Source organism: Ensifer sp. GW821-FHT05G01 (genome assembly GCF_059419585.1).
Genome location: NZ_JBWKSC010000011.1, coordinates 26,003 through 47,193 on the forward strand (window position 1 = coordinate 26,003; position 21,191 = coordinate 47,193).

At 60.4% G+C, this 21,191-nt stretch carries 24 protein-coding genes; 7 read left to right on the plus strand and 17 right to left on the minus strand.

All coding sequences use genetic code 11. From position 1 onward, the window contains the following. Window positions 1–14: 14 nt before the first annotated feature. The 13 genes from AC07UR_RS23915 to AC07UR_RS23975 all read right to left on the minus strand — a co-directional run bounded on the left by AC07UR_RS23915 (window position 15) and on the right by AC07UR_RS23975 (window position 10,860). Window positions 15–581, minus strand: coding sequence for a cytochrome P460 family protein (locus AC07UR_RS23915; protein WP_173422863.1), 567 nt, complete (start codon window positions 579–581; stop codon window positions 15–17). Window positions 582–901: 320 nt separating this feature from the next. Further along, window positions 902–1,195 (minus strand): type II toxin-antitoxin system RelE/ParE family toxin, encoded by a 294-nt coding sequence (locus tag AC07UR_RS23920; RefSeq protein WP_173422864.1) that lies wholly within the window; start codon window positions 1,193–1,195, stop codon window positions 902–904. Next, window positions 1,192–1,500: a type II toxin-antitoxin system RelB/DinJ family antitoxin gene (locus tag AC07UR_RS23925; protein WP_173422865.1), complete on the minus strand. Its 309-nt coding sequence runs from the start codon at window positions 1,498–1,500 to the stop codon at window positions 1,192–1,194. The genes AC07UR_RS23920 and AC07UR_RS23925 overlap by 4 nt, the downstream gene beginning before the upstream one ends. Before the next feature lie 132 nt (window positions 1,501–1,632). Then, window positions 1,633–2,025, minus strand: a complete 393-nt coding sequence (locus tag AC07UR_RS23930) for a cupin domain-containing protein (protein WP_234942069.1) — start codon at window positions 2,023–2,025, stop codon at window positions 1,633–1,635. Window positions 2,026–2,047: 22 nt separating this feature from the next. Further along, window positions 2,048–2,836 (minus strand): SDR family NAD(P)-dependent oxidoreductase, encoded by a 789-nt coding sequence (locus AC07UR_RS23935; RefSeq protein ID WP_173422867.1) that lies wholly within the window; start codon window positions 2,834–2,836, stop codon window positions 2,048–2,050. 103 nt (window positions 2,837–2,939) lie between these two features. Beyond that, window positions 2,940–3,929 carry an ABC transporter permease gene (locus tag AC07UR_RS23940; protein WP_173422868.1) on the minus strand — a complete coding sequence of 330 codons (990 nt, stop codon included), beginning with the start codon at window positions 3,927–3,929 and terminating at the stop codon, window positions 2,940–2,942. Further along, entirely contained in the window at window positions 3,926–5,461 is a 1,536-nt protein-coding gene (locus tag AC07UR_RS23945) for a sugar ABC transporter ATP-binding protein (RefSeq protein WP_173422869.1), read from the minus strand. The genes AC07UR_RS23940 and AC07UR_RS23945 overlap by 4 nt, the downstream gene beginning before the upstream one ends. Window positions 5,462–5,509: 48 nt before the next feature. Next, entirely contained in the window at window positions 5,510–6,445 is a 936-nt protein-coding gene (locus AC07UR_RS23950; RefSeq protein ID WP_173422870.1) for a sugar ABC transporter substrate-binding protein, read from the minus strand. Between the two features lie 22 nt (window positions 6,446–6,467). Continuing rightward, a complete protein-coding gene (locus tag AC07UR_RS23955; protein ID WP_173422871.1) occupies window positions 6,468–7,232 on the minus strand; it encodes an SDR family oxidoreductase in 765 nt (254 codons plus the stop codon). 100 nt (window positions 7,233–7,332) lie between these two features. Beyond that, window positions 7,333–8,115: an SDR family NAD(P)-dependent oxidoreductase gene (locus AC07UR_RS23960; protein WP_173422872.1), complete on the minus strand. Its 783-nt coding sequence runs from the start codon at window positions 8,113–8,115 to the stop codon at window positions 7,333–7,335. A gap of 77 nt (window positions 8,116–8,192) precedes the next feature. Continuing rightward, on the minus strand, window positions 8,193–9,137 hold the full coding sequence (locus AC07UR_RS23965; protein ID WP_173422873.1) for a LysR family transcriptional regulator: 945 nt from the start codon (window positions 9,135–9,137) through the stop codon (window positions 8,193–8,195). After that, complete coding sequence (locus AC07UR_RS23970; protein ID WP_173422874.1) at window positions 9,134–9,799, minus strand: TetR/AcrR family transcriptional regulator; 666 nt, start codon at window positions 9,797–9,799, stop codon at window positions 9,134–9,136. The genes AC07UR_RS23965 and AC07UR_RS23970 overlap by 4 nt, the downstream gene beginning before the upstream one ends. Window positions 9,800–9,969: 170 nt before the next feature. Further along, a complete protein-coding gene (locus tag AC07UR_RS23975; protein ID WP_234903061.1) occupies window positions 9,970–10,860 on the minus strand; it encodes a LysR family transcriptional regulator in 891 nt (296 codons plus the stop codon). A gap of 111 nt (window positions 10,861–10,971) precedes the next feature. Here AC07UR_RS23975 and AC07UR_RS23980 point away from each other — a divergent pair, with 111 nt between their 5' ends. Continuing rightward, window positions 10,972–12,039 carry an SDR family oxidoreductase gene (locus AC07UR_RS23980; RefSeq protein WP_173422876.1) on the plus strand — a complete coding sequence of 356 codons (1,068 nt, stop codon included), beginning with the start codon at window positions 10,972–10,974 and terminating at the stop codon, window positions 12,037–12,039. 151 nt (window positions 12,040–12,190) lie between these two features. Here AC07UR_RS23980 and AC07UR_RS23985 read toward each other — a convergent pair whose 3' ends face one another. Next, complete coding sequence (locus AC07UR_RS23985; RefSeq protein WP_173422877.1) at window positions 12,191–12,499, minus strand: NifU family protein; 309 nt, start codon at window positions 12,497–12,499, stop codon at window positions 12,191–12,193. Next, window positions 12,496–13,506 carry an amidohydrolase family protein gene (locus AC07UR_RS23990; protein ID WP_209792943.1) on the minus strand — a complete coding sequence of 337 codons (1,011 nt, stop codon included), beginning with the start codon at window positions 13,504–13,506 and terminating at the stop codon, window positions 12,496–12,498. Before AC07UR_RS23990 ends, AC07UR_RS23985 begins: the two co-directional genes overlap by 4 nt. 197 nt (window positions 13,507–13,703) lie before the next feature. Here AC07UR_RS23990 and AC07UR_RS23995 point away from each other — a divergent pair, with 197 nt between their 5' ends. Together AC07UR_RS23995 and AC07UR_RS24000 are read left to right on the plus strand one after the other, a co-directional pair. Beyond that, entirely contained in the window at window positions 13,704–14,591 is an 888-nt protein-coding gene (locus tag AC07UR_RS23995; RefSeq protein ID WP_327795899.1) for a transketolase, read from the plus strand. Window position 14,592: 1 nt separating this feature from the next. Beyond that, the gene (locus tag AC07UR_RS24000; protein WP_173422879.1) at window positions 14,593–15,579 is read left to right on the plus strand and encodes a transketolase family protein; all 987 of its coding nucleotides are present in this window, start codon (window positions 14,593–14,595) and stop codon (window positions 15,577–15,579) included. A gap of 75 nt (window positions 15,580–15,654) precedes the next feature. On the opposite strand, the gene gabD is transcribed toward AC07UR_RS24000, so the two are convergent. Next, window positions 15,655–17,115 carry an NADP-dependent succinate-semialdehyde dehydrogenase gene (gene gabD, locus AC07UR_RS24005; RefSeq protein ID WP_209792944.1) on the minus strand — a complete coding sequence of 487 codons (1,461 nt, stop codon included), beginning with the start codon at window positions 17,113–17,115 and terminating at the stop codon, window positions 15,655–15,657. Window positions 17,116–17,380: 265 nt separating this feature from the next. Between gabD and AC07UR_RS24010 the strand changes: the two genes are divergently transcribed. After that, on the plus strand, window positions 17,381–17,539 hold the full coding sequence (locus AC07UR_RS24010) for a hypothetical protein (protein ID WP_173422755.1): 159 nt from the start codon (window positions 17,381–17,383) through the stop codon (window positions 17,537–17,539). Window positions 17,540–17,909: 370 nt separating this feature from the next. Here AC07UR_RS24010 and AC07UR_RS24015 read toward each other — a convergent pair whose 3' ends face one another. Next, window positions 17,910–18,836 carry a LysR family transcriptional regulator gene (locus tag AC07UR_RS24015; RefSeq protein WP_173422756.1) on the minus strand — a complete coding sequence of 309 codons (927 nt, stop codon included), beginning with the start codon at window positions 18,834–18,836 and terminating at the stop codon, window positions 17,910–17,912. Between the two features lie 162 nt (window positions 18,837–18,998). Here AC07UR_RS24015 and AC07UR_RS24020 point away from each other — a divergent pair, with 162 nt between their 5' ends. The 3 genes from AC07UR_RS24020 to AC07UR_RS24030 are packed head-to-tail and all read left to right on the plus strand — an operon-like array spanning window position 18,999 to window position 21,189. Then, the gene (locus tag AC07UR_RS24020; RefSeq protein ID WP_173422933.1) at window positions 18,999–19,694 is read left to right on the plus strand and encodes an ABC transporter permease; all 696 of its coding nucleotides are present in this window, start codon (window positions 18,999–19,001) and stop codon (window positions 19,692–19,694) included. Further along, a complete protein-coding gene (locus tag AC07UR_RS24025) occupies window positions 19,691–20,410 on the plus strand; it encodes an ABC transporter permease (RefSeq protein WP_210264601.1) in 720 nt (239 codons plus the stop codon). Before AC07UR_RS24020 ends, AC07UR_RS24025 begins: the two co-directional genes overlap by 4 nt. After that, a complete protein-coding gene (locus tag AC07UR_RS24030) occupies window positions 20,407–21,189 on the plus strand; it encodes an ABC transporter ATP-binding protein (protein WP_412728428.1) in 783 nt (260 codons plus the stop codon). The genes AC07UR_RS24025 and AC07UR_RS24030 overlap by 4 nt, the downstream gene beginning before the upstream one ends. Window positions 21,190–21,191 lie beyond the last annotated feature (2 nt).

Sequence of the window (21,191 nt, forward strand, 5' to 3'; positions counted from 1 at the left end):
GGCTCTCAAACAAGTCACCGCTTCTGATACGCGTGGAAAATATAGTCTTTTGCCTCCACGGCGGTGTGGCATGTAAACCCACAGTCGGAGCCATTTCCATCCGGCGCAAACGAATCGGATGGCGCGTCATAGTTGAAGTTGGCATATCCCCACCCGCCACTGGCCTCAAATCTCTTGCTGTCCTTTTCGATGAAGGCAACATTCCGCAACGCGTTCGGCACGTTCACGGAAAATGGTGAATCTGCATCTTTTGTTGCCTTCCATTGGATTTTCGCAATCTTCGACCCGTCGGGGAATTTCGTACCATTGCCCGGAACGCCTTTCTTATAGGCCTCAATCATCGTCGGGTTGGCCATGATGACGTTCAGAACCGTACCGGAATCGCCGCCCATCACCGATTCTGCAGGATCAACGGCGGCAACAGAAACCACTTCCCAGCTTTCGTAACCCTTGAAGTCAGCGAAGCCGAGACCATCCGGCACACGGATGGTCTTTTTATCGTTTGCAGCGATGCCCACACCGCCTATCGCGGCCAGCGTTCCCGCAAAGAGTAATAAGGTTGGAAATTTTCGCACGATCATACCTCCGATGCTATTTCCACAAAAGCTTCAGGGACATTCGTTGAAACGGGACCGACACTGAAACCGGTGGTCTCCAGCTCTCACAATAACATCGCGGCTGCAGTGTTGAAACACGCCGAACGATTAGCCATTCGAGCGATCTGCGTACCGCCGACGCCTCCACGAGGATGATGGATCGCAGTGGCGTCGCCAAGCCGCATATAGTGGCGCGGGCGTGGCGCTCAGTGACGAAATCGGTTCAGCACGAGACTAAACGAGGATCGTTATTCTCGGCTTGAAAGGAATCGAACCGCCGACAGCCAAAAGAATTGGCGTAGGATTCACTCGTTGCCGAGCTCAAAGGGCCATATCTGGGCACCGTGCAAAATGCGCAGAATGCGAACGCGGTCGTCTGTCACCGTGTATGCGGCGATGTAGGGAGTGCGCGGAATTACCAACTCCCGCGTTCCCTCAATTCGACCAGGGCGGCCGCTTTCGGGAAAGTCAAGGAGACGCCGAACTGCGTGCGCAATCTCCTCATCGACGTGCACCGCCGCTTTCGGGTTTTCACTTTCAATGTAGCTGAAGATAGCGTCCCGATCGTCAAGCGCATACTGCGCCCAGACAAGCCTCATCGGTCGCCAGCCCCGGCCTTTCGCAGAGTTGCCGCCCGGCGCTCGCGAAAGCGAGCCTCAGCATCCGCATCCTCGTAGTCAGGTCGCGTATCCTCGAGAGCCTCCAACACTTTGGCGCGGAACCAGGCATCGTGGGCGTCACTGCTACCGACCATCTCGAGCGGTAATGAGCCTTCGTTCGCCGTTCGCGTCAGAAGGATACGAACAGCATCCGATACAGTTAGCCCCATGTTTTGTAGGACAGCCGTGGCGCGGTCCTTGATGTCAGCATCAATCCGCGTCTGGACCAGTGCATTTGCGGCCATGACAAATCTCCTTCACAAGCCAATGTAATGCGCCTGCATGACAAAATCCAGTATCATCGCGGACGCACAGAACGGGAACATCCCATCGCAAGACGTCCGCCTTGGGTCACACGAAGTTAAGATCGCCGACGTTTATCTTGGTCGTTCGACCATGTCATGCTCTCGCCTGAGCGAGCCCTTGAATTCGATTGTGGTAAAAGCAAGCTGTGAGGAGCCAATGTTCGTCAGATCGTGAACCATCGTCTCGTCCGCGGCAAAGGCGAACACCTTGCAGTCGCCGGCCTTGTAGTCGGTAACGACGGTGTTGCCGTCCGCGTACATGGAGCGAGACCGTCCTGACGTCAGTGCGATCCAGCAATAGTCCAGTTCGTGGCGGTGAAAGCCAAGGCGTTCGCCGGGTGCAAGGTTGATGTGCCAGACACGCACGAGGTCAGTTTCGGATACCAGTGTTTGTCCCACACGCTCGTCCGCGTTCGCGATCTCATCGCGAAAGGCCTTCGACATCGACACATTGCTCTGCGCCATCGGTACCATTCCGGTTCCTCCGTCATGTGGTGGGAATAACGCCACCATCGATATTGATCACATCGCCGCTGATGAACTCGGAGAGATCCGAGGCCAGGTAGAGAACAGCAGTGGCCACGTCGCGCGCGGCTCCAAGCCGACCCGCGGGCAGTCTGGATTCGGCAAGGAACGCATCCACTGCACCGTCGATCGTCGTGCCGTAGCGCTCGGCGAGCGCATGGAGGAAGCCACCCGGGCGGTCCCAGAGTTCGGTTCGAATGTGGGCAGGCGCGACCACATTCGAGCGAATCCCCTTCGGCGTAAATTCCCGGGCAAGCGCCTTGGACAGAAGCGTGATCGCCGCCTTGGATGTGCTGTAGTCCGGCAGCAGCGGGTGCGGCATGCGCCCGGCTTCCGAACCACAATGGATAAGCACGCCCCTCTTCTGCGCGAGCATGGCAGGCAGCACGGCCCGCGCCATGCGAACATAGCCCATGAGATTGACATTGAGCGTCTGCGCCCAGTCCTCGTCCGAGACTTCGAGAAAGCCGCCGCGGGTCGGACAGATGCCGGCATTGTTGAAAAGCACGTCGATGCGGCCGAAGGCTTTGAGCGCGGTGTCCGCGGCCGCTTCCCCTGCCCCCTTCTCTCCAAGGTCGACCTCGCATGTCCGCCAACGGTCATGCGCAGCAAGATCCTTCACCGGCGCCATATCACGGCTGACGCCCAGAACGCGGGCGCCCTCGGACAGGAACAGCTTTGCCGTCTCCAGCCCGATGCCGGAGCTCGCGCCCGTGACGATTACGACCTTGTCTTTAAGGTTCAGGTTCATGACTGCAGTCTCCTCCACATGCTCCGCGTTGGCCGCAGCAAGGATGCCACGGCAATCGAGGAGCGCGTCAAGGTTTCTTCGGCATTCACCAACAGCTGTTCTGTCAAAGAAGCTTCAGCTTCGTCGTCCGCGAGACCACCGACACGGCGATCACGATGATGATGCCCTTGACGATGCTCTGCACGTAGGTGTCCATGCCCACCAGGTTCAGGCCATTGTTCATGATGCCGATTAGCAGCGCTCCGAAGAACGTCCCCATGACGGTCGCCGTGCCCGGGCGAAGCATCGTCATGCCGATGAAGACGGCAGCGAGACCGTCCAGCAGATAGGTTTCGCCACCGTTCGGCTGGCCGGAACCAAGCCGGGCCGAAAGAATGATCCCGGAGATCGCGGCAAAGAGCGAACTCAGTGCCAGCCCATAGACCCGGTAGGAACGGACCTTGATGCCCGAAAGCTCGGCGGCCCGCGCATTGCCGCCGACTGCATAAAGGTAACGGCCGAATGTCGTGCGCTCCATGAGGAACCACGAGGCGGCAACGACGACCAACATGATCAGTGCCGGATAGGGCAGGATGCCTGCGACCTTGCCCTGGCCCACCGCCAGATACTCGGGGGGAATGCCACCATAGATCGCACGACCGCCAGAGATCATGAAGTTGATGCCCCACAGAATGGAACCGGCCGCAAGCGTCGCGATCAGCGAGGGAACGCCGACGCCGACGACGAGCGCAGAATTGATGAGGCCGACGGCAAGGCCAGCTCCGAGCGCGCCGACGATCGACAAGGGGATCGGCACACCGGCCACCATCAATAGGGGTGCCAGCAGACCGGCGAGCCCAACGACATAACCGACGGAAAGATCCATCTCCTTGGCGGCGAACCCAAAGGTCAGACCGACGGCGACGATCGTCAGCATCGAGATCTGCTGGAGGATGTTGACGAGATTGGTGCCGGTGAAGAACCGGTCCGTGCCGATCGAGAAAGCCAGGAAAAGGACGACCAGGACGGCAAGCGTGCTGTACTTCTGTACCAGTGTGCCAATGCGCATCGGGCGGGACGCTTTTTCCTGAGCAAGAGTTGTTGTCATGGTCATTGGGTTACCCCCGCAATTGCATTGATGAAGACAGCTTCGCTGAAGTCGCGGCGAGCGATCTGGTCGGCATCCCGACCGTTCCTGAACGCCACGACCCGGTCGGCCACATGGGCGATTTCGAGCAGATCGCTTGAGGCGACGATGACCGCCGCGCCGCGTTCGGCGAGCGAGACGATGAGGTCATGGATCTCGCGTTTTGCGCCGACATCCACGCCTTCGGTGGGCTCGAGAAAGACAAAGAGCTTGTACTTACCCTCGGAAGCGAATTGCCATTTGGCGACGGAGACCTTCTGCTTGTTGCCGCCGCTGAGCTCGACGATCTTCGTCTCCGCGCTCGACGTCTTGATGTTCAATCGCTTGATCAGGCGGTGGGTCTCGGCGCGCTCGCGCCCGTTCTGGACCACTCCGAACGGCTTGAGGCTGGTCTCCTGGATACCCGCCATCGACATGTTCTCCCGAACTGTCCAGTCGCCGATCATGGCATTGATCATCCGGTGATCGGGGATGAGCGCAGCACCGCGCCGTTTCATGTCGCGCACGCTGGCGCGCCCGACATCCTTGCTCTTGAAGCGATACTCCCCCGCCGTGGCAAGGCGTGGTTCAAACAGCGACTGGGCGAATTCGAAGTGCCCGGAACCGGTCAGTCCGATCAGTCCGACGATCTCGCCGCTGCGAACTTCCAGGCCATCCATGAGGAAGCGCGCACCCTGCCAGCCCTTGATATCGACGACGATCTCCGCGTCGTCGGCAAGGCTGCGTTCCGTAAGAGCGCTGTCGAACAGACGATGTTGATTGCCGGTCTGCCCGCGATTGAGCATGAGGTCGATCAGCTGGCGTTCAGTCACCTCGTGCCCCGCATTGGAGAGGTGGCTCACCTTGCGGCCGTCCTGCAGGACGGTGATCTCGTCGCAAAGATCGACCACCTCCTGAAGGAAGTGACTGATGAGAACCACCGCCATCCCGGCATCGGACAGTTGGCGGATCAGTGTCCAGAGGCTCTGTTTTTCCTTGGCCGGCAGCGTTGCCGTCGGCTCGTCGAGGATCAGGACCTTTGGACGCGAGTGCAGCGCGCGCAGGATTTCGATGACCTTCTGGTCGGCATAGGGAAGTTCATCGACCTTGCGATTGAGTGCGATTGCCGTTTCCGGGAACCACTGTTTCGCCAGCTCTTCCGCCTGCCGCTGAACTTCGCGCCGGTTGATGAAAAAGCGGCTTTTGACCGGCTCGAAGCCAAGACAGATGTTCTCGGCGCCCGTCAGGTGCGGCACCAGGCTGCCTTCCTGCGATACGAGCGAGACGCCGTTTGCAACGGCCGCCGCCGGATTTTCGAAAGCGACCGGCTGGCCTGCCATGCTGAGCGTGCCGGCCGTCGGCTGGACGGCGCCGCTCAAAATGCTGACGAGGGTCGTCTTGCCGGCACCGTTCTCGCCGACGATGCCGTGCACGCGGCCCTCGACGATCTCGATGGATACGCCGTCGAGCGCGAGCGTGCCGGGCCATTGCTTGGTGATGTTCTCAAGAACAATCGACATGTTGCACCTCCGAAATGGACGGGCGGTCGCACCGCCCGCCCGGCCGGTTCACTTGCAGTTGTCCTTGGTGAAGAGCGTCGCACCGTAGTAGACGATGTCCTTGCCGTTGGTGACCTCCTTCGGATGGTCACCATCCACCATGACGCGCTTGGCATAGGTCGCAAGATTGACGCCCCACTCCTCGAACTGCTGCCGCCCGGTGGCGACGAACATGGAGTTGGGCTCGCAGATCGCCTTGATCGCCTCCGGGTGGCCGTCCATGCCCGAGACGGGCACGTTCAATCCGGCGCCCTGGAGCGCGGTGATCGCTGCCTGTGCCGGCTCGTCCCAGGGCGTCCAGACAGCGGTGATTTCTTCGCCGTAACGCGTGGCGAAGTCCTGAACGGCGTTCAGCGTTTCCTGGTAGAAGTTGGCCACGTCGAAATTGTATTCGCCGATGACCTTGATGTCGGGATACTCCTTCAGGATCGCCCGCAGCGTATCGGTACGCTCACGCACCGGCTTGATCTTGTCGGTGGTGATGATGATGAGGTTGCCCTTGCCCTTCATCTGGCTGATCAGGCTCAGCGATACCTCGGCGGACATCTGCCAGTTGTTCGTGGTGATGTCCGCGGTCGAGCCCGGGATCCAGCCGGAGTCGACCGTGTAGACCGGAATGTGTGCCGATTCTGCGCCCTTGAGCGCGTTACTGGACGCGCGCAGGTCCGCGTAGGTCACGTAGATGACATCGACACCGCGGTTGACGGCATCCTCGATGTTGTTGGCGACTTTCTCCGCAGACCCGGCAGAGTCGAGATAGGTCACTTCCCAATCGTCGATGTTGTTGTCGGTCAGGTACTTCTTGAAGCCGTCCTGCGTGCGTTGTTCGGCCTGGAAGGCCGCGTTGCCCTGGATCCAGCCGATCTTGACGGGATTGGCGAGGGCCGGTGATGCGGCCCACAGGGCAAGGATTGCTACGCTGGTGAATTTCAGAACTGTCGACATGATTTTTCCTCCCACTCTGTCGTCAGATTGATAGAAAGCCGCCGTCGATATTCAGATCGACGCCGGTGCAGTAACTGGCCGCTTCGCTTGCGAGAAACACCGCCGGTCCGCCCACTTCGTGTGGTTGCCCCATGCGTTTCATCGGCGTCATCTCGGCGAACCTGCGGACATTCTCGGCCACTTCCGGGCGGCTGTTCATGGGCGTTGCCATGAAGCCCGGGCTCAGGCAGTTGACGCGCACGCCCCGCCCGGCCCATTCGGCTGCGAGGCTCTTCGTCAGGCGGATCACCGCCGCTTTCGTTGCGTCGTAGTGCGCCTGTTCCAGACCCCGGATCGCGGTCGAGCCACAGATCGACGCCATGTTGAGAATGGAGCCGCGACCACGTTCCAGCATGCGGCGGCCCTCGACCTGACAGGACCAGAAGAGCCCGTTGAGGTTGATGTCCATCATCCTCAGAAACTGGGACTGCGGCATCGTCTCGGCCGCGCTGACATTGGCAATACCGGCGCTGTTGACGGCGATGTCGATCTCACCGAGCTCCCGTTCGGCACGATCGAATGCGGCTTCGATCGAACTGCGATCGGTGACGTCACCGTCGAGGGCAAAGCCGCTTCGACCGGTGGCGGAGATCGCCGCCAGCGTCACGTCCTGACCTTCGGCACCCGACAGGTCGAAGCAGGCGACATCGGCACCCGCCTCGGCAAGCGCAATGGCGATCGCCTGTCCGAGACCACTGCCGGCACCGGTGACGAAGGCACGCTTGCCGCCAAGATCAAATCTTTTCACCTGCACCTCCCGAAACCTGCTGATTTTATTGATAAACCGATTGGCTCTTGCGATTGAGGACGTTGCCCTGAATTCACTCTTCAGCGCCGCTGAAGAAGGCTCAGAGAATGGCCCGGATGGTGCCGCCCTCCGCACGCATCGCCATGCCGTTGAGGTGCGGGCTTGCTGCGAGATGCACGACGCTGCGTGCGACTTCGTCCGGCTCGATCATTCTGCGGATAAGCGAGGTCGGCTCGGTTTCATCGAAGTAGTCGGAGACGACCGCTTCGCGGGTCGTGCCCTTCTCATCGGCAATTTCCTGGTGATAGCGACGAACGGCTTCGGTGTTCGTGGGCCCTGGCAGGATGGTGTTGACCCTGACCCGCGTGCCCTTCGTCAACTCGGCAAGGGCCCGCGACAGGCCGAGCAGACAGGTCTTCATGGCGCCGTAATGGGCCATCCAGGGCTGTGGCTTGACGGCGCTTTCGCTGCTGATGAAGACGACGCTGCCTTCGCCGCGCGCCAGCATCTCCTTCAGCACCAGCCGCGACATGCGTACGCCGGTCATGACGTTCACATCGAAATAGCGAAACCAGTGCTCGTCCGTCGTCTCGAAGAAATCGCGGACTTCGAAGATGCCGATGCTGTTGACGAGGATATCGACAGGGCGATGGGAGGAGGCGAAGGCATATAGGCGCTCGGCCTCCCCCTCGACCGTCAGATCCCCGGCGATCCCACGGCAGCGCTGGCCAAGAGCCGCGATGGTATCCCCAACCTCCGCGGCGCTGATGCCGCTCACGGTGACATCCGCGCCTTCGGCAAGAAAGACCGAGGCAATAGCGCGTCCGATGCCCGTGGCACCGCCCGTCACCAACACGTGTTTGCCGGTAAGACCATAATCCATTCTAAAAAATCTCCATGCGTCGTCGTTCGGTGGCCAGGAAGGCGCACCGTCGGAAGTTAGGATGATGTGGAACGCGATCAGGCGGCGCCGCGCAGCCTTGGATACTCGGTCCTGCAAAGCTCGGCGCTACGGCTCAGGCGCTTCACGCGCTGCAGGAGAAAATCGATGAACTCGGCCGTCCGCAGAGGCAGGCGATGTCTCGGTTCAGACAGGAGATGGATGATCTCGGGGTCGCAGTCGAAATCCCTGAGGACTGCGACCAGCGTTCCTTCTTCCAGTTCGCGCGCGACATCCCAGGACGACACGCGAATGAGGCCCTGTCCGGCCTTGGCGAGATCGATCAGCGCCTGCCGGTCGGAGACGATGCGGTTGCCGCTGACCCGCACGAGCGTCGGTTCACCTTCGACGGCAAAACCCCATTTGTCAGCAGCGGTCTTGCCGTCGAGATAGACCAGACAGTTATGGACAACGAGATCGGACGGCGCATCCGGTGCCCCCATACGCGCCAAATAGTCGGGCGCTGCACAGATCACCATCGGGTTTTCGCCGAGCTTGCGGGTGGTCAGTGCGCTATCTGGCACCGTACCGAAGCGAATGACGATATCGCAATCGTCGTCGACCAGATTGACGTCGTCATCACCAAGGATGAGGCGGAAGCCGATTTCGGGATGCGCGGCGCCGAACTCGCTGGTCAATGGGATCAGGTACTTCCGTCCGAATTCCGTTGGCGCGGCGATGGTCACCGTTCCGTTCGGGTTTTTCTTGCGCTGACGCATTGTCTTGTCGAGCCGCTCGAAGTCCTCGAGGATCCCCTGCGATGTTTCGAAGAGGTAGCGCCCCTCCTCCGTCAGGCAAAGCGAGCGCGTTGTCCGCTTCAGGAGGGCGACGCCGAAGTGACATTCGAGTGCCTTCAGCCGCCCACTCATGGTTGCCGGCGACAGGCCAAGCTTCGAGGCGGCGAGCGAAAAGCTGTTCGACTTGACGATTTCCGAGAAGACGCGGAGGTCCTGGATACTATTCATTGGCCCGCCTCCACCTCGGGCAGGAACTGTCCGAGATTGCCCATGCTCGCGGCAAGGCCAGTAACAAACACTTCGACGCGCGCGCGGATGATCGGGTCGAGATCATCCGGTATCTTGTTGCGGTAGACGTATTTGCGCACGCCCATGTAGAAGAAGCTCGAGTGAAAGCCCCAGACGATCTCAAGCACCAGTTCGTCAGCCTTCGGACCGGACGGAACGGCAACGCCAGCTTCCGCGGCAATCTCGGCGAAGATCAGCGGAAAGGTCGTTTCGTGCAGCAGCCCGAGATATTTCTGTGTGATCTGCGGGTCTTCAAGCGCCGATGCGATGAAAATCCGGATCCAGCGCTCGTCGAGGATCGCAGCCGTATAGGCCCGCAGGTAAAGGACGAGGCGTTCACGGATCGAAATCGAACGATCGGCGAGCAGCTCGTTCCAGCCCGGATCCCAGCGCTTCAGATACACTTCGTCGTAGATCTTCTGGAGCAGGTCGTCGCGGTTCTTGAAATACCGGTAGAGCAGCGGCTGTGAGACGCCGAGCGCATCGGCCAGTTCCCGCGTCGTAAACCGTAGTCCTCTCTGGGCGACGAAATCGATCGCAAACTCGAGGATCTGCTGCTCGCGGTCAGCCGCGTCGAGGTATTTTCGTGCTGCTTTTGCCATAGCCTATCGCTCTGACACATAAGTGGTGTCAGTCCTAATGCTTTGAAAATCAGACTTGGCTCCGACCCGAACGACGGCCGGGAACCTCCCATGCTCTCTCCCTGAGCTGACATAAGAGGTAACACCATCACCAAAACTGATCAAGTGATAATTTATCAATTGATAATTTCCTATATCGACCGTGCTAGGAAATCGAGGAACCTGCGAATTCTCTGCGGCACATGCGTCTGAGCCGAATAGATCGCGGAGATCGGCTCGGTCTCTCCGGCATCCCAGGAAACGAGCAGCCGGACGAGACGTCCTTCCGCAAGATCCCGACCGATGTGAAACGCAGAAAGCCGGGCGATGCCGGCCCCCTGCAGCGCGAACAGCCGCATGGACTCGCCGTTGTTGACGAGCAGCCGGCCGCCAACGTCGACATGAACCGAGGCACCATCCGCAGGGTCCTTGAACTGCCAGGTGCTGAGGTGCGGACGGCCACCGAAGGTCAGGCACGCGTGCTGACGCAATTCCTCAGGCCGGGCCGGTTCGCCATGCCGGGCCAGATAGTCTGGCGAGGCGACGATGTGCCTTTGTGAATCCAGCAACCGACGGGAACGTAACGAAGAATCGCGCAGAACGCCCGTCCGGATCGCGATATCTGTCTTCTCCGCAATCAGGTCGACGGGTTCGTCGCTGAGTTCGAGATCGATGCGCATGCCCGGGTTTTCGTCGAGAAACCGGACGACCAAAGGCGAGAGCACATGCGTGCCGAACGGCAGGTTGGTGCTGACCTTCAGAAGCCCGCCGATGGCCTCGGCCTTGCGCGCGATCTTTGCCTCGGCCTCGGCGATTTCCTGTACGATGGCCCGTGACGTCGTGTAGAAATCGCTGCCCTCAATGGTCAGTCGAAAGCTGCGGGTCGAGCGGACAACGAGCTGAACGCCGAGACGCTTTTCAAGCCGCGTGACCAGCTTGCTGATGGCCGATGGCGACATCGAAAAGATGCGGGCCGCCGCCGAGAAGCTACCAGCATCGACGATCGTCACGAAGACTTCCATCTCGAGAGCGCGGTTTTGCATCCCAAATACCATTCGTGAATTCTATTCACTTCAGTTATTCCCCAAGCCAGCCTACCTGACCAGAGGGTAAAGCGTCATCCTCTCGCCCACACATCACAAAGGGAGGAATCCATGTATCAAAAACGCGCATTGATCGTCGGTGCAACGGGAATCGTCGGGCTGAACGTTGCCGAACATCTCAGAGACCTCGGCGGCTGGGAGATCCACGGCGCCTCACGCCGGCCACCGCTGGGATCGTCGTACATCAAGCCGCACGCGGTTGATCTGTTGAAGCGGGACGAGGCGATTGCCGCCCTTTCGCACCTTGCACCGACGCATGTCTTCTATTGCTCCTGGACGCTGGGGTCGAACGAGGACGAAAACATTCGCCTCAACGGCGACATGCTGAAGAATGTTCTCGACGCCTTCAAGGACAAGGGTTGCCTGCAGCACGTCGGCGTCGTCACCGGCACGAAGCATTATCTCGGCCCTTTCGAGGACTACGGCAAGGTCCAGCCGGTCACACCATTCCGTGAAACGGCGCCGCGGTTGCCGAAGAAGAACTTCTACTACGAGCTCGAAGACATCGTCATGGCCTATGCCGCCGAGTACGACTTCGGCTGGTCTGTACATCGCTCCCATACGATCATCGGCTATGCGGTCGGCAACCTGATGAACATCGGCGCGACGCTTGCCACACACGCTTCCATCTGCAAGGCGACCGGCAGGCCGTTCCGCTTCCCCGGAAGCCCGACAGCTTATCGCGGCCTCAACGACATTACCGATGCGCGTATCCTCGCCAAGCAGATCGTTTGGGCCGGCACCGAGCCGAACGCCCGCAACGAAGCATTCAACGCGGTCAATGGTGATGTCTTTCGTTGGGAACAGCTCTGGCAGACGATCGCCGACTACTTCGAGATCCCGGTGGCGGAGTACCCTGGGCAGTACAACTGCCTTGCCGAACAGATGAAAGATCTCGGCAACGATTGGGCCCGCCTTGTCGGCGACCACGGCCTTCAGCCGAACAAGCTCGACCGCCTCGCCTCCGCATGGCACACCGACCTCGACCTCGGTCGCCCGATGGAATGCGTCCACTCGATGGCAAAGGCCAGGGCGCTCGGCTTCACTGAAACGCAGGACACGGAGCGCTCCTTCGTCGACGTGTTCGACCGGCTGCGCGCCGAACGCATCATTCCCTGAGCACAGAGCCAACTCGAAAAACTCCAAGGCGCGCCCCCGGGCGCGCCGTTTTGCGTTTGGCGGTTGGAACATCAAGCAAGCGGCGAAGGACACAGAAAAACCGCGCTCCTTGCGAAACGCGGTTTCAGTCTTTCCACAATTCCTTGCCTTGTCAGACGATGAGCGGTCTCGATCCCAGTCGACGCGCCAGTCGATCCAGCGTCTTGAGGCTCGCATTGACCTGCTCGCAGCGGACCTCCGCCACGCCGTCCACTTCCATGAGATAGGTGCGGATCGGACCGACATAGGTCATCGCCATGTTGGGGCAGGCCTTGCACGCGCCGACGAGCTTGATGCTGACGACGCCCTCCGGGCTGATATCGGCGATTTCGATATCGCCGCCGTGGCCAAGGATCAGCGGCCGGATGCGCGCGAAGGCGGCCTCAAGCGCGTCCGGTGATATGGTGGGCCGGGCAGTCATGCGACCAGCCCCAGCTCGATCTTCTTGGCTTCGATATCGATGCCCATGCCGCGGGCAAACGCCTTGCCGAGGATGTTTTCCTTCATCTCGCGGGTGATTTCCGGATAGCCGTAGCGTTCCTGCAGTTCCTCCGGCATTTCGAGGTTGGCGAGCGTATCGATATAGGTCTGCACGTGCGGCCAGATGAAGGCCTCCGAGCCGTAGCAGATACGATCAGAGCCGACGTAGAGCAGCGCTTCTCCAAGCCGCGCCAACATCTTCCAGGGCTGAAGGTAGTACTGGTTAAACCAGAGAGGCAGGATCAGGTAGATGTTGTCGAAACGGCTGGCGATCGAGATCGTCTCGTCGACGTAGGGATCGCCAAGATGGTGAATTCCGAAGTTGAGCTCGGGAAAATCCGCCGCAGCATATTGAATGTCGTTGGGTTTGAAGGCTTCGACAGGCCCCAGTTCCAGCGGGAAGCCCTTGTGGAATTGCACCATCTTGATGCCAAGCTCGATCGCCTTCTCCCAAAGGGGATAGGCAATATCGCGATCATCCGCGCGCCAGGAACAGCCGCGGCGTTGATACTGATAAAACTTCATGCTGACTGCGCCGAGTTCCTTGACCTGGCGCTCCATCTCTTCGAGCGCGAAATCAAGACCATGATAGGCCGGGTCGACGCCGCCGGTCAGCACCACGCGCTTCGGATTCGATTTCGCGAAGGCATCGCTAAGTTCGACCGGGCCGAGCCCCGCCCGCCAGTGCGAAAACAATGGCACGGAGCAGGCGCTCGCCATGTCGGTATCAGAGTTCTCAAACAGCATCTTGTTGCCCCATTCGAGATCGGGGTTCGAGAAGGTTTCGGTTTCCGGTGGCGGACCGCGGCGACCTGTCAGGTTAATGAATCCGGCGATCTGCGAGCGCAGCAGTTTGACGCGCCTGCCATCGCTTCCCGGCTTGATCTGGTTGTCGCCGAAGTCCTGCGTATGGACCGCCGCGTCGAAAACAAACATCCCGTCTTTCATTGCTTACCTCCTTGAGAAAACCGCCGCCTTCACTTGCGTCCCTCTCTAAGTAACATGAGCCAACCCGTTCATTTCTTTGGAATAGTTGAAGATTGTTTTCAGCTAATCGTGCGGGCGGCCGCGCGTTTCTCCAGCTAAAACAGACCTCGTGATCAAGCATCCCGTGGGGCGACCCACCTTGAGGACGAGGACAGCACGTGACCCAACCAAGCAGGATCGAAACAACCGGGGGCCGAAACAGCCTCAGACCGAATGACGAGGAGATTGCATTCCTCAAGGACCGCGCCAAATTCTGTCGCCTCGAGACAATTAGGCTGATCGAAATCGCGAAGGTCGGGCACTACACCTCCGTCTTCTCCGCGGCGGAGCTGTTCTCGGCACTCTACTACGACGCCATGGACCTGAGGCGCGGTGAACCGAAATGGGAGGATCGCGACCGTTTCATGATGGGCAAGGGGCACGCTGCCGTCGGGCTCTTTCCCATTCTCGCCGACCTCGATTTCATCGATCGCGACGTCCTTGACGGTTACACCCGCCTCGGCAATCCGCTCGGCGACCATCCTGATATGACAAAGGTGCCCGGTATCGATTTCAGCTCGGGTTCGATCGGCCACGCACTTTCGGCCGGTTGCGGAATGGCGCTCGCCGGCCGGATGCTGGGCAAGGACTTTTGCACTTACGTGATGATCGGCGACGGGGAACTGCAGGAAGGCCAGGTCTGGGAGGCTGCCCTTTTCGGCGCCCACAACAGACTCGGAAAGCTGATCGGCATCATCGATCGCAACGGCTACCAGCTCGACGGCTCGGTTGACGACATAATCGGCGTCGAGCCGATCGTCGAAAAATGGCAGGCGTTTGGCTGGGAAACCCATGTCGTTGACGGCCACGATGTCGCTGCTGTCGCAACCCTGTTTCGCACGCTCAAGTCCGATCGCGAGCGGACCCGTCCGGTGATGATCGTTGCCGAGACGGTCAAGGGCAAGGGCGTCTCCTACATGGAGACCGAACCGGGCTGGCACCTCGGCTATCTCGATCCTTCGGATGCTGCGCGCGCAATTGCCGAAATCGAAGCGATGGAGATCTGAGATGAGCAAGCCGCTTTCCGACAAGTCCTGGCAATACCGCCAGCTCAACGCCGTGACGCCCGGCCTCGATGCGCTCTCTGACGCCCTCATCGAACTCGTTGCCGCAGGCGAACCGATCGTGGCCGGCACGGCCGATCTGCAATACTCGAACGGGCTTGCGAAATTTCATGCGCTCCATCCCGATCGCTTCATTCAGTTCGGGATCTCCGAACAGAACATGGTGTCGGCCGCAGCCGGGATGGCTGCCGTCGGCATGAAGCCCTATGTCGCAACTTTCGCATCGTTCCTCGCGCTTCTCTGCTGCGAGCAGATCCGCATGGATGTCGCCTATTCCAAGCTGCCGGTTCGGCTGATCGGCCACCACGCCGGCATCTCGCTCGGCTTCTACGGCACCTCGCATCATGCGACGGAGGACCTCGCCATCATGCGGTCGATCGCCAACCTGACGGTAATCGCGCCCGCCGACGGCAATCAGCTCAAGGAGGTGATAAAGGCGGCGAACGACTATCCGCATCCGATCTATATGCGCATCCAGCGCGGGCGCGATCCCGAAGTCTATGCCAACCGCCAGCCGTTCACGATCGGTAAGGCGATTTCTCATTATTCGGGAACCGACCTTACGATCATTGCCACCGGTTCCACCGTGCACCCCGCTCTCGAAGCGACGCGCGCGCTGCGGGCTGCGGGTGCCAGCGTCGGCTTCCTCGACATGGCGACGGTAAAACCGATCGACCGCGATGCCATTCTTGAAGCGGCGGCGCAAAGTCCGCGGATCCTGACGATCGAGGAGCACAATGTGCTTGGGGGCTTGGGTGGTGCGGTTGCAGAGGTGCTGGCGAGTGAAGGTCTAGCCGTCAAGCTGACCCGTCACGGCATCTACGATGAGTACAGCCTGATCGCACCGCCCACTCACCTCTACGCACACTATGAACTCGACGCGAAAGGCATCGAGGCCCGCGCAACGAGGCTGCTCGACAGGAACGTGTGAAAACTGCAGCGCCTGCCGTTCTCTCAAAAGACCGCGGAGTTTAGGCTCCGCGGTTTTTTCCTTGTCGTCTCTGTCTTACGCAACGCCGCCGAGGCAGACATATTTGATCTCGGTGAATTCCTCGATGCCGTATCTGGAGCCCTCGCGGCCGAGGCCGGAGAGCTTGACGCCGCCGAACGGTGCTTCCGCGGTCGAAATCAACCCGGTGTTGACCCCGACCATGCCGTATTCCAGCGCCTCGGCAACCCGGAACACCCGCGCCAGATCCTTCGCATAGAAATAGGAGGCCAGGCCGAATTCCGTGTCGTTGGCCTTTTCAATTACGTCGGCCTCGTCGGTGAAGCGGAACAGCGGCGCCACGGGGCCGAAAGTCTCTTCGCGAGCGACTGCCATCGCCTGGGTGACGTCGGCCAGCACCGTCGCCTCATAGAAGGTACCACCGAGGGCATGGCGTTTGCCGCCCTGGATCACCCGCGCGCCCTTGGCGGTGGCATCGGCAACATGTTCCTCGACCTTCTCCAGTGCCGCCTGGTCGATCAGCGGGCCGAGGATCACGCCCTGGTCGAGACCATTGCCGATCGTCAGCTTGGCAACGGCCGCCGCCAGCTTGTCGGAGAAGGCGTCATAGACCTTGTCCTGCACATAGATGCGGTTGGCGCAGACGCAGGTCTGGCCGTTGTTGCGGAACTTGGCGATCAGGGCGCCTTCCACGGCCGCATCGAGATCGGCATCGTCGAAGACGATGAACGGTGCATTGCCGCCGAGCTCCAGCCCGAGCTTCTTGATCGTGCCGGCGCTCTGGCGATAGAGCTCGGCGCCGACTTCCGTCGAGCCGGTAAAGGTCAGCTTGCGCACCACCGGGTTGGCGGTCATCTCCGCGCCGATCTCGCGAGCCGAGCCGGTGACGACGCTGAAGAGACCCTTCGGCAGGCCGGCACGTTCGGCAAGAATGGCGATCGCGATGGCCGAGAACGGCGTCTGTGCCGCTGGCTTCAGCACCATGGCGCAGCCGGCTGCAAAGGCAGGACCCGCCTTGCGGGTGATCATCGCATTGGGGAAGTTCCAGGGCGTGATCGCGGCGACGACGCCGATCGGCTGCTTCATCACCATGATGCGCTTGTCCGGCTGGTGGCCGGGGATCAGGTCGCCATAGATGCGGCGCCCTTCTTCGGCGAACCACTCGACGAAGCTTGCGCCGTAGACGATTTCGCCGGTCGCCTCGGCGAGCGGCTTGCCCTGTTCGAGCGTGAGGATGCGGCCGAGATCGTCCTTGTTCTCGATCATCAGCTCAAACCAGCGGCGAAGCACGCCGGCGCGGTCCTTGGCAGTGCGAGCAGCCCAGCCCTTCTGCGCCAGACGCGCCGCTTCGATCGCCGCCTTCGTCTCCTTGCCGCCAAGCTTCGGCACGCGTCCGATGAGTTCGCCCGTCGCCGGGTTGGTCACTTCGATCGCATTGGCGGCATCCGCTTCAATCCATTCGCCACCAATCAGGGCAGCCTGGCGAAACAGTGACGGGTCCTTTAAGTGAGAGAGCATTGTTCCTCGACGATCTCCTGGAGCTTCCGAAACACACCTCCGGCCCACCCGTGACAGGGCGACGCACGGTGCTGCCGTTAGCATTTAGGATTTCGGCGGCTTTGTTTCATCGAAAATCCTGAAAGCTCTCTTCGGCATTCAGTGCGTGATTTTTGCGCCTGATCCAGCATAGGATCGATCTTGGTTGAGTAGTTCGTCGCGGCCCTAGGAGAATGGGAGCCTTGCGTCCAACCTCATCTCATGAGCATTGGGAGGATGCCAGAACATGCCTACGACTGTACCGACGCGCAAAAGCGAATACCGGATGACGCTTCTCGAACAAGTGCTTGTTTTGCTCGGTCAAGGGAGCATCTGGTACACTTGCTACGCCTATCCCTACGACCCGCGGGAACGCAACGCATCTGTCGAAACCGGGCTTGCCTGAACGGAAGAGATGGCCCGTGGTCCGGCGGCAAAAGTCAGACCCTATAAGCGGGTCGATCGAGCGACCGACGCTCCGAGGCGGTGCCCAGAAGCGTCGGTTGTGACCACAGCCAGCGGGGCCGTCGTCGGCATCGAGGCGTTGTCCGCACCTAAGAAGTCGTTTCGTAGTAGAACGTGCTGCGACGTAACGTTTTCTACGCCAGTCTCAGACCTGAGCTACCCGCGGATCGTTCGGTCGAATAGCAATTCCAAGACCGCATCGTTGTCGCACTCCAGGTGTTGAAAGCGAAGACCTTCAGCGACTGGTCCTGATGATCGGAGCAGTGGCATCACACCCGACCCAACCCGCATGGTCCGTTCCCGTCGACACGTTATGCGATCATAGTGGCCCCGATAGTCGTTGTCGAAGTCGAATCTCCCGCAAGCAGCGCTTCATGGTAGCTCCAGAACTCGCTCACAAACCGTTCGGCAAGCACGCTGTCGGAACCTTGGCTGCGCCGGATCGCGAGGAAGCCTGCATCGACGAAGATGGCGAAAGGCCTGACGACAACGCCGCGCCCACGGAATTCGGTCGCGGACGATGGGTCGATAATCGCAATGCCCGCCCCTTCGGAGACCAGCGTCAGCGCGGTATGGGAAAGGCGCGTTTCCAACGTCGATGACCGAGGAATGCCGGCCAGCGCCACTTCCACGCGCATGGCAAACAGCGTGCCAGGCTCCAGTGTGATCATGCGCTCATTGGCGAGATCGGCCGGCATGATGTCTTCCCGGCCGGCAAGCCTGTGACCAGTGGGAACCGCGACGACCGCAGGTATCGGACGGGTCTCGATCAGAAACCCGGGACGGTCGAGCGGACCATCGGCAAAACCAAGGTCCACCTGCCCCGATGCGACCGCCTCGATCACCAGAGACGACGGAATACCGTTCAGCGACGCATGAACGTTTGGACGGTCGCGCAGGAACCACGCAAGAAAACGCGGCATGATCCCGTTTGCCAGTGCTGGCATGGCGGCAATGCGGAGCATCCCGGCATTCTGCCTGCTGATCTCTTCGGCAAACGCCTTGATGCGCGATAGGCCGACATAGGCCCGCTCCACCTCCTGGAGCAACGTCAGGGCCTCCCGAGTGGGCGTTAGCTGGTTTCCCCTGCGGTCAAACAGCTTCAGCTTCGTATCGATTTCAAAGTCACGGATCAACCGGCTCACCGCCGGTTGAGTGATGGACATCAGCTCCGCCGCCGCCGTCATTTTTCCGGTCAACATGACGGTACGGAACGCTTCCACCTGACGCAGGTTCATGGATCACCATAATATTTGGTTATGCTCGCGGCCAGATTACGAATTTGACGGTATTGAAGCAAGCTGTCAAACCCACTGGAAACAAACCGTGGCGCCTGGCTCGAACCGGCGCCGCACCAAGGGAACAAACTGGTGGGTGCTTTGAGCGCGTATCTCGATCTGATGGGGTTCGCCGAGGGAGCCTGGGGCATGGATATGCTCAAGGCGACAGGCGTTACCCTTTGCGTTGCCCTCAGCGGCTTTGCCGCCGGGGCGGTTTTTGGCTGTCTCTCCGCGGCGGCGTCGTTCTCGTCGCTGCGTGCTCTGAGGGCGTTAGCCGATGGTTACACCACCATCCTGCGCGGTATTCCCGACCTGCTCGTCATCTATCTCTTCTATTTCGGCAGCAGCGCGGTTTTAAGCCGACTCGGTGCTCTGTTCGGCTCCGAGGGCTTCATCAGCGCGCCCGTCTTCCTGACCGGCGCTCTGGCGATCGGGGTGGTTTCAGGCGCCTATCAGGCTGAGGTCTATCGCGGTGCGGTGCTCGCGCTCTCCAAGGGCGAAATTGAAGCGGCAAGAGCCTATGGCATGCCGAACCACCTTCTGTTTCGCCGCATCATCCTGCCCCAAGCGACGCGGTTCGCAATCCCAGGTGTCGGCAATGTCTGGCAACTGGTGCTGAAGGAATCAGCGCTCATCTCGGTGGTAGGGCTGATCGAACTGATGCGACAGGCCCAGATCGGCGCGGGCTCGACCCGCAAACCCTTCACGTTCTTCCTGACGGCTGCGGTGCTTTACCTGCTGATCAGCTTCGTGTCGGGCGTCCTGTTCCGGATTGCAGAGAAGCGCGCCATGCGCGGGATCAGGCGGGCACTATGATCGATCTTCCCTTCATCTACGACGCCTTCGTGCAGCTTTGCAGCGGCATCCCGCTGACGCTGCAACTGATGGCGGTGTCCGTCGCATCCGGCGCCGTTCTGGCAATTGCTCTTGCAGCGATGAGACTGTCGTCCTGGCCACCGCTCGACCTCCTGGCGCGGATTTACATCTTCATCTTTCGCGGCACGCCGCTTCTGGTGCAGCTCTATCTCATCTACTACGGCCTCAGCCAGTTTCCCGAACTGCGCAAGACCTTCCTATGGCCGTTCCTGCGGGAGGCCTATTGGTGCGCAGCGCTCGCGCTCGCGCTCAACACAGCAGCCTACAGTGCCGAAATCATCCGCGGCGGCGTGCTCTCAGTGCCTGCCGGGCAGATCGAAGCCGCGCGTGCCTATGGGATGAGTGGCCTTACTCTCATTCGCCGCATCATCGCGCCACAGGCGCTGCGGCAGATGCTGCCTGGCTACTCCAACGAAGTGATCCTGATGGCGAAATCGACGGCGCTGGCCTCGACCATAACCATGATGGAAGTCACAGGGCTGGCGGCAAAACTCATCTCGGCGACCTACCGCCCCGTGGAGATCTTCATCGCCGCCGGCGCGATTTATCTGCTGCTCAATTTCATCGTCAGCCGGCTGTTCAAGCTGTTCGAGTACCGGCTCTCAGCCGCGCAGCGCCAACCCATCTACCGACGTGCCGCAGGAGAAAATGCATGATGAACGCAGCCCTCGCACCGGCCGTGAAGATCACCGGGCTCGAGAAGAGCTACGGTGCCTACAAGGTGCTGCACTCCATCTCGTTCAGTGCCAACAAGGGTGAAGTCGTCTCGATCCTCGGGGCCTCGGGATCCGGCAAGTCCACGCTGCTTCGCTGCATCAACATGCTGGAAGTGCCGGATGCGGGCGAAATCTCCATTCACGGTGAGAGCTACAGGCTTACGCAGCGTTCGGGCTTTGCCCCGCGCGCCGCCGATCCGAAGCAACTGCTGCGGCTTCGTTCCCAGGCGACGATGGTGTTCCAGTCCTTCAATCTGTGGTCACACCTGACGATCCTGGAAAATCTGATCGAAGCGCCGGTCCATGTGCAAAAGCGCAACCGCGCCGAATGTGTCGCGGAGGCTGAAGCCCTCCTCGAGCGGGTGGGCATTGCCGACAAGCGCAACTTCTATCCGGCGCATCTTTCCGGCGGCCAGCAGCAACGTGCGGCGATTGCCCGGGCACTCGCCATGCGGCCCAAGATCATGCTGTTCGATGAGCCGACTTCGGCGCTCGATCCGGAGCTGGTCGCCGAAGTGCTGAAGGTCATGCGCGATCTCGCAGCCGAGGGCCGCACCATGCTCGTCGTTACCCATGAGATGGACTTTGCCCGCGACGTCTCGAGCCGCGTTCTGTTCCTGCACAAGGGGCTGATCGAAGAGGACGGCCGCCCGGAACAGGTCTTCTCGAACCCGAAGAGCGAGCGCTTCCGCCAGTTTATTTCCAAGCACAACGCCTGAAA

Coding starts and splice junctions, on each gene's coding strand:
- AC07UR_RS23915 (WP_173422863.1), bottom strand. CDS start 581: ATGATCGTGCGAAAATTTCCAACCTTATTACTCTTTGCGGGAACGCTG.
- AC07UR_RS23920 (WP_173422864.1), bottom strand. CDS start 1,195: ATGAGGCTTGTCTGGGCGCAGTATGCGCTTGACGATCGGGACGCTATC.
- AC07UR_RS23925 (WP_173422865.1), bottom strand. CDS start 1,500: ATGGCCGCAAATGCACTGGTCCAGACGCGGATTGATGCTGACATCAAG.
- AC07UR_RS23930 (WP_234942069.1), bottom strand. CDS start 2,025: ATGGCGCAGAGCAATGTGTCGATGTCGAAGGCCTTTCGCGATGAGATC.
- AC07UR_RS23935 (WP_173422867.1), bottom strand. CDS start 2,836: ATGAACCTGAACCTTAAAGACAAGGTCGTAATCGTCACGGGCGCGAGC.
- AC07UR_RS23940 (WP_173422868.1), bottom strand. CDS start 3,929: ATGACCATGACAACAACTCTTGCTCAGGAAAAAGCGTCCCGCCCGATG.
- AC07UR_RS23945 (WP_173422869.1), bottom strand. CDS start 5,461: ATGTCGATTGTTCTTGAGAACATCACCAAGCAATGGCCCGGCACGCTC.
- AC07UR_RS23950 (WP_173422870.1), bottom strand. CDS start 6,445: ATGTCGACAGTTCTGAAATTCACCAGCGTAGCAATCCTTGCCCTGTGG.
- AC07UR_RS23960 (WP_173422872.1), bottom strand. CDS start 8,115: ATGGATTATGGTCTTACCGGCAAACACGTGTTGGTGACGGGCGGTGCC.
- AC07UR_RS23965 (WP_173422873.1), bottom strand. CDS start 9,137: ATGAATAGTATCCAGGACCTCCGCGTCTTCTCGGAAATCGTCAAGTCG.
- AC07UR_RS23970 (WP_173422874.1), bottom strand. CDS start 9,799: ATGGCAAAAGCAGCACGAAAATACCTCGACGCGGCTGACCGCGAGCAG.
- AC07UR_RS23975 (WP_234903061.1), bottom strand. CDS start 10,860: ATGCAAAACCGCGCTCTCGAGATGGAAGTCTTCGTGACGATCGTCGAT.
- AC07UR_RS23980 (WP_173422876.1), top strand. CDS start 10,972: ATGTATCAAAAACGCGCATTGATCGTCGGTGCAACGGGAATCGTCGGG.
- AC07UR_RS23985 (WP_173422877.1), bottom strand. CDS start 12,499: ATGACTGCCCGGCCCACCATATCACCGGACGCGCTTGAGGCCGCCTTC.
- AC07UR_RS23990 (WP_209792943.1), bottom strand. CDS start 13,506: ATGAAAGACGGGATGTTTGTTTTCGACGCGGCGGTCCATACGCAGGAC.
- AC07UR_RS24000 (WP_173422879.1), top strand. CDS start 14,593: ATGAGCAAGCCGCTTTCCGACAAGTCCTGGCAATACCGCCAGCTCAAC.
- gabD (WP_209792944.1), bottom strand. CDS start 17,115: ATGCTCTCTCACTTAAAGGACCCGTCACTGTTTCGCCAGGCTGCCCTG.
- AC07UR_RS24010 (WP_173422755.1), top strand. CDS start 17,381: ATGCCTACGACTGTACCGACGCGCAAAAGCGAATACCGGATGACGCTT.
- AC07UR_RS24015 (WP_173422756.1), bottom strand. CDS start 18,836: ATGAACCTGCGTCAGGTGGAAGCGTTCCGTACCGTCATGTTGACCGGA.
- AC07UR_RS24020 (WP_173422933.1), top strand. CDS start 18,999: ATGGGGTTCGCCGAGGGAGCCTGGGGCATGGATATGCTCAAGGCGACA.
- AC07UR_RS24025 (WP_210264601.1), top strand. CDS start 19,691: ATGATCGATCTTCCCTTCATCTACGACGCCTTCGTGCAGCTTTGCAGC.
- AC07UR_RS24030 (WP_412728428.1), top strand. CDS start 20,407: ATGATGAACGCAGCCCTCGCACCGGCCGTGAAGATCACCGGGCTCGAG.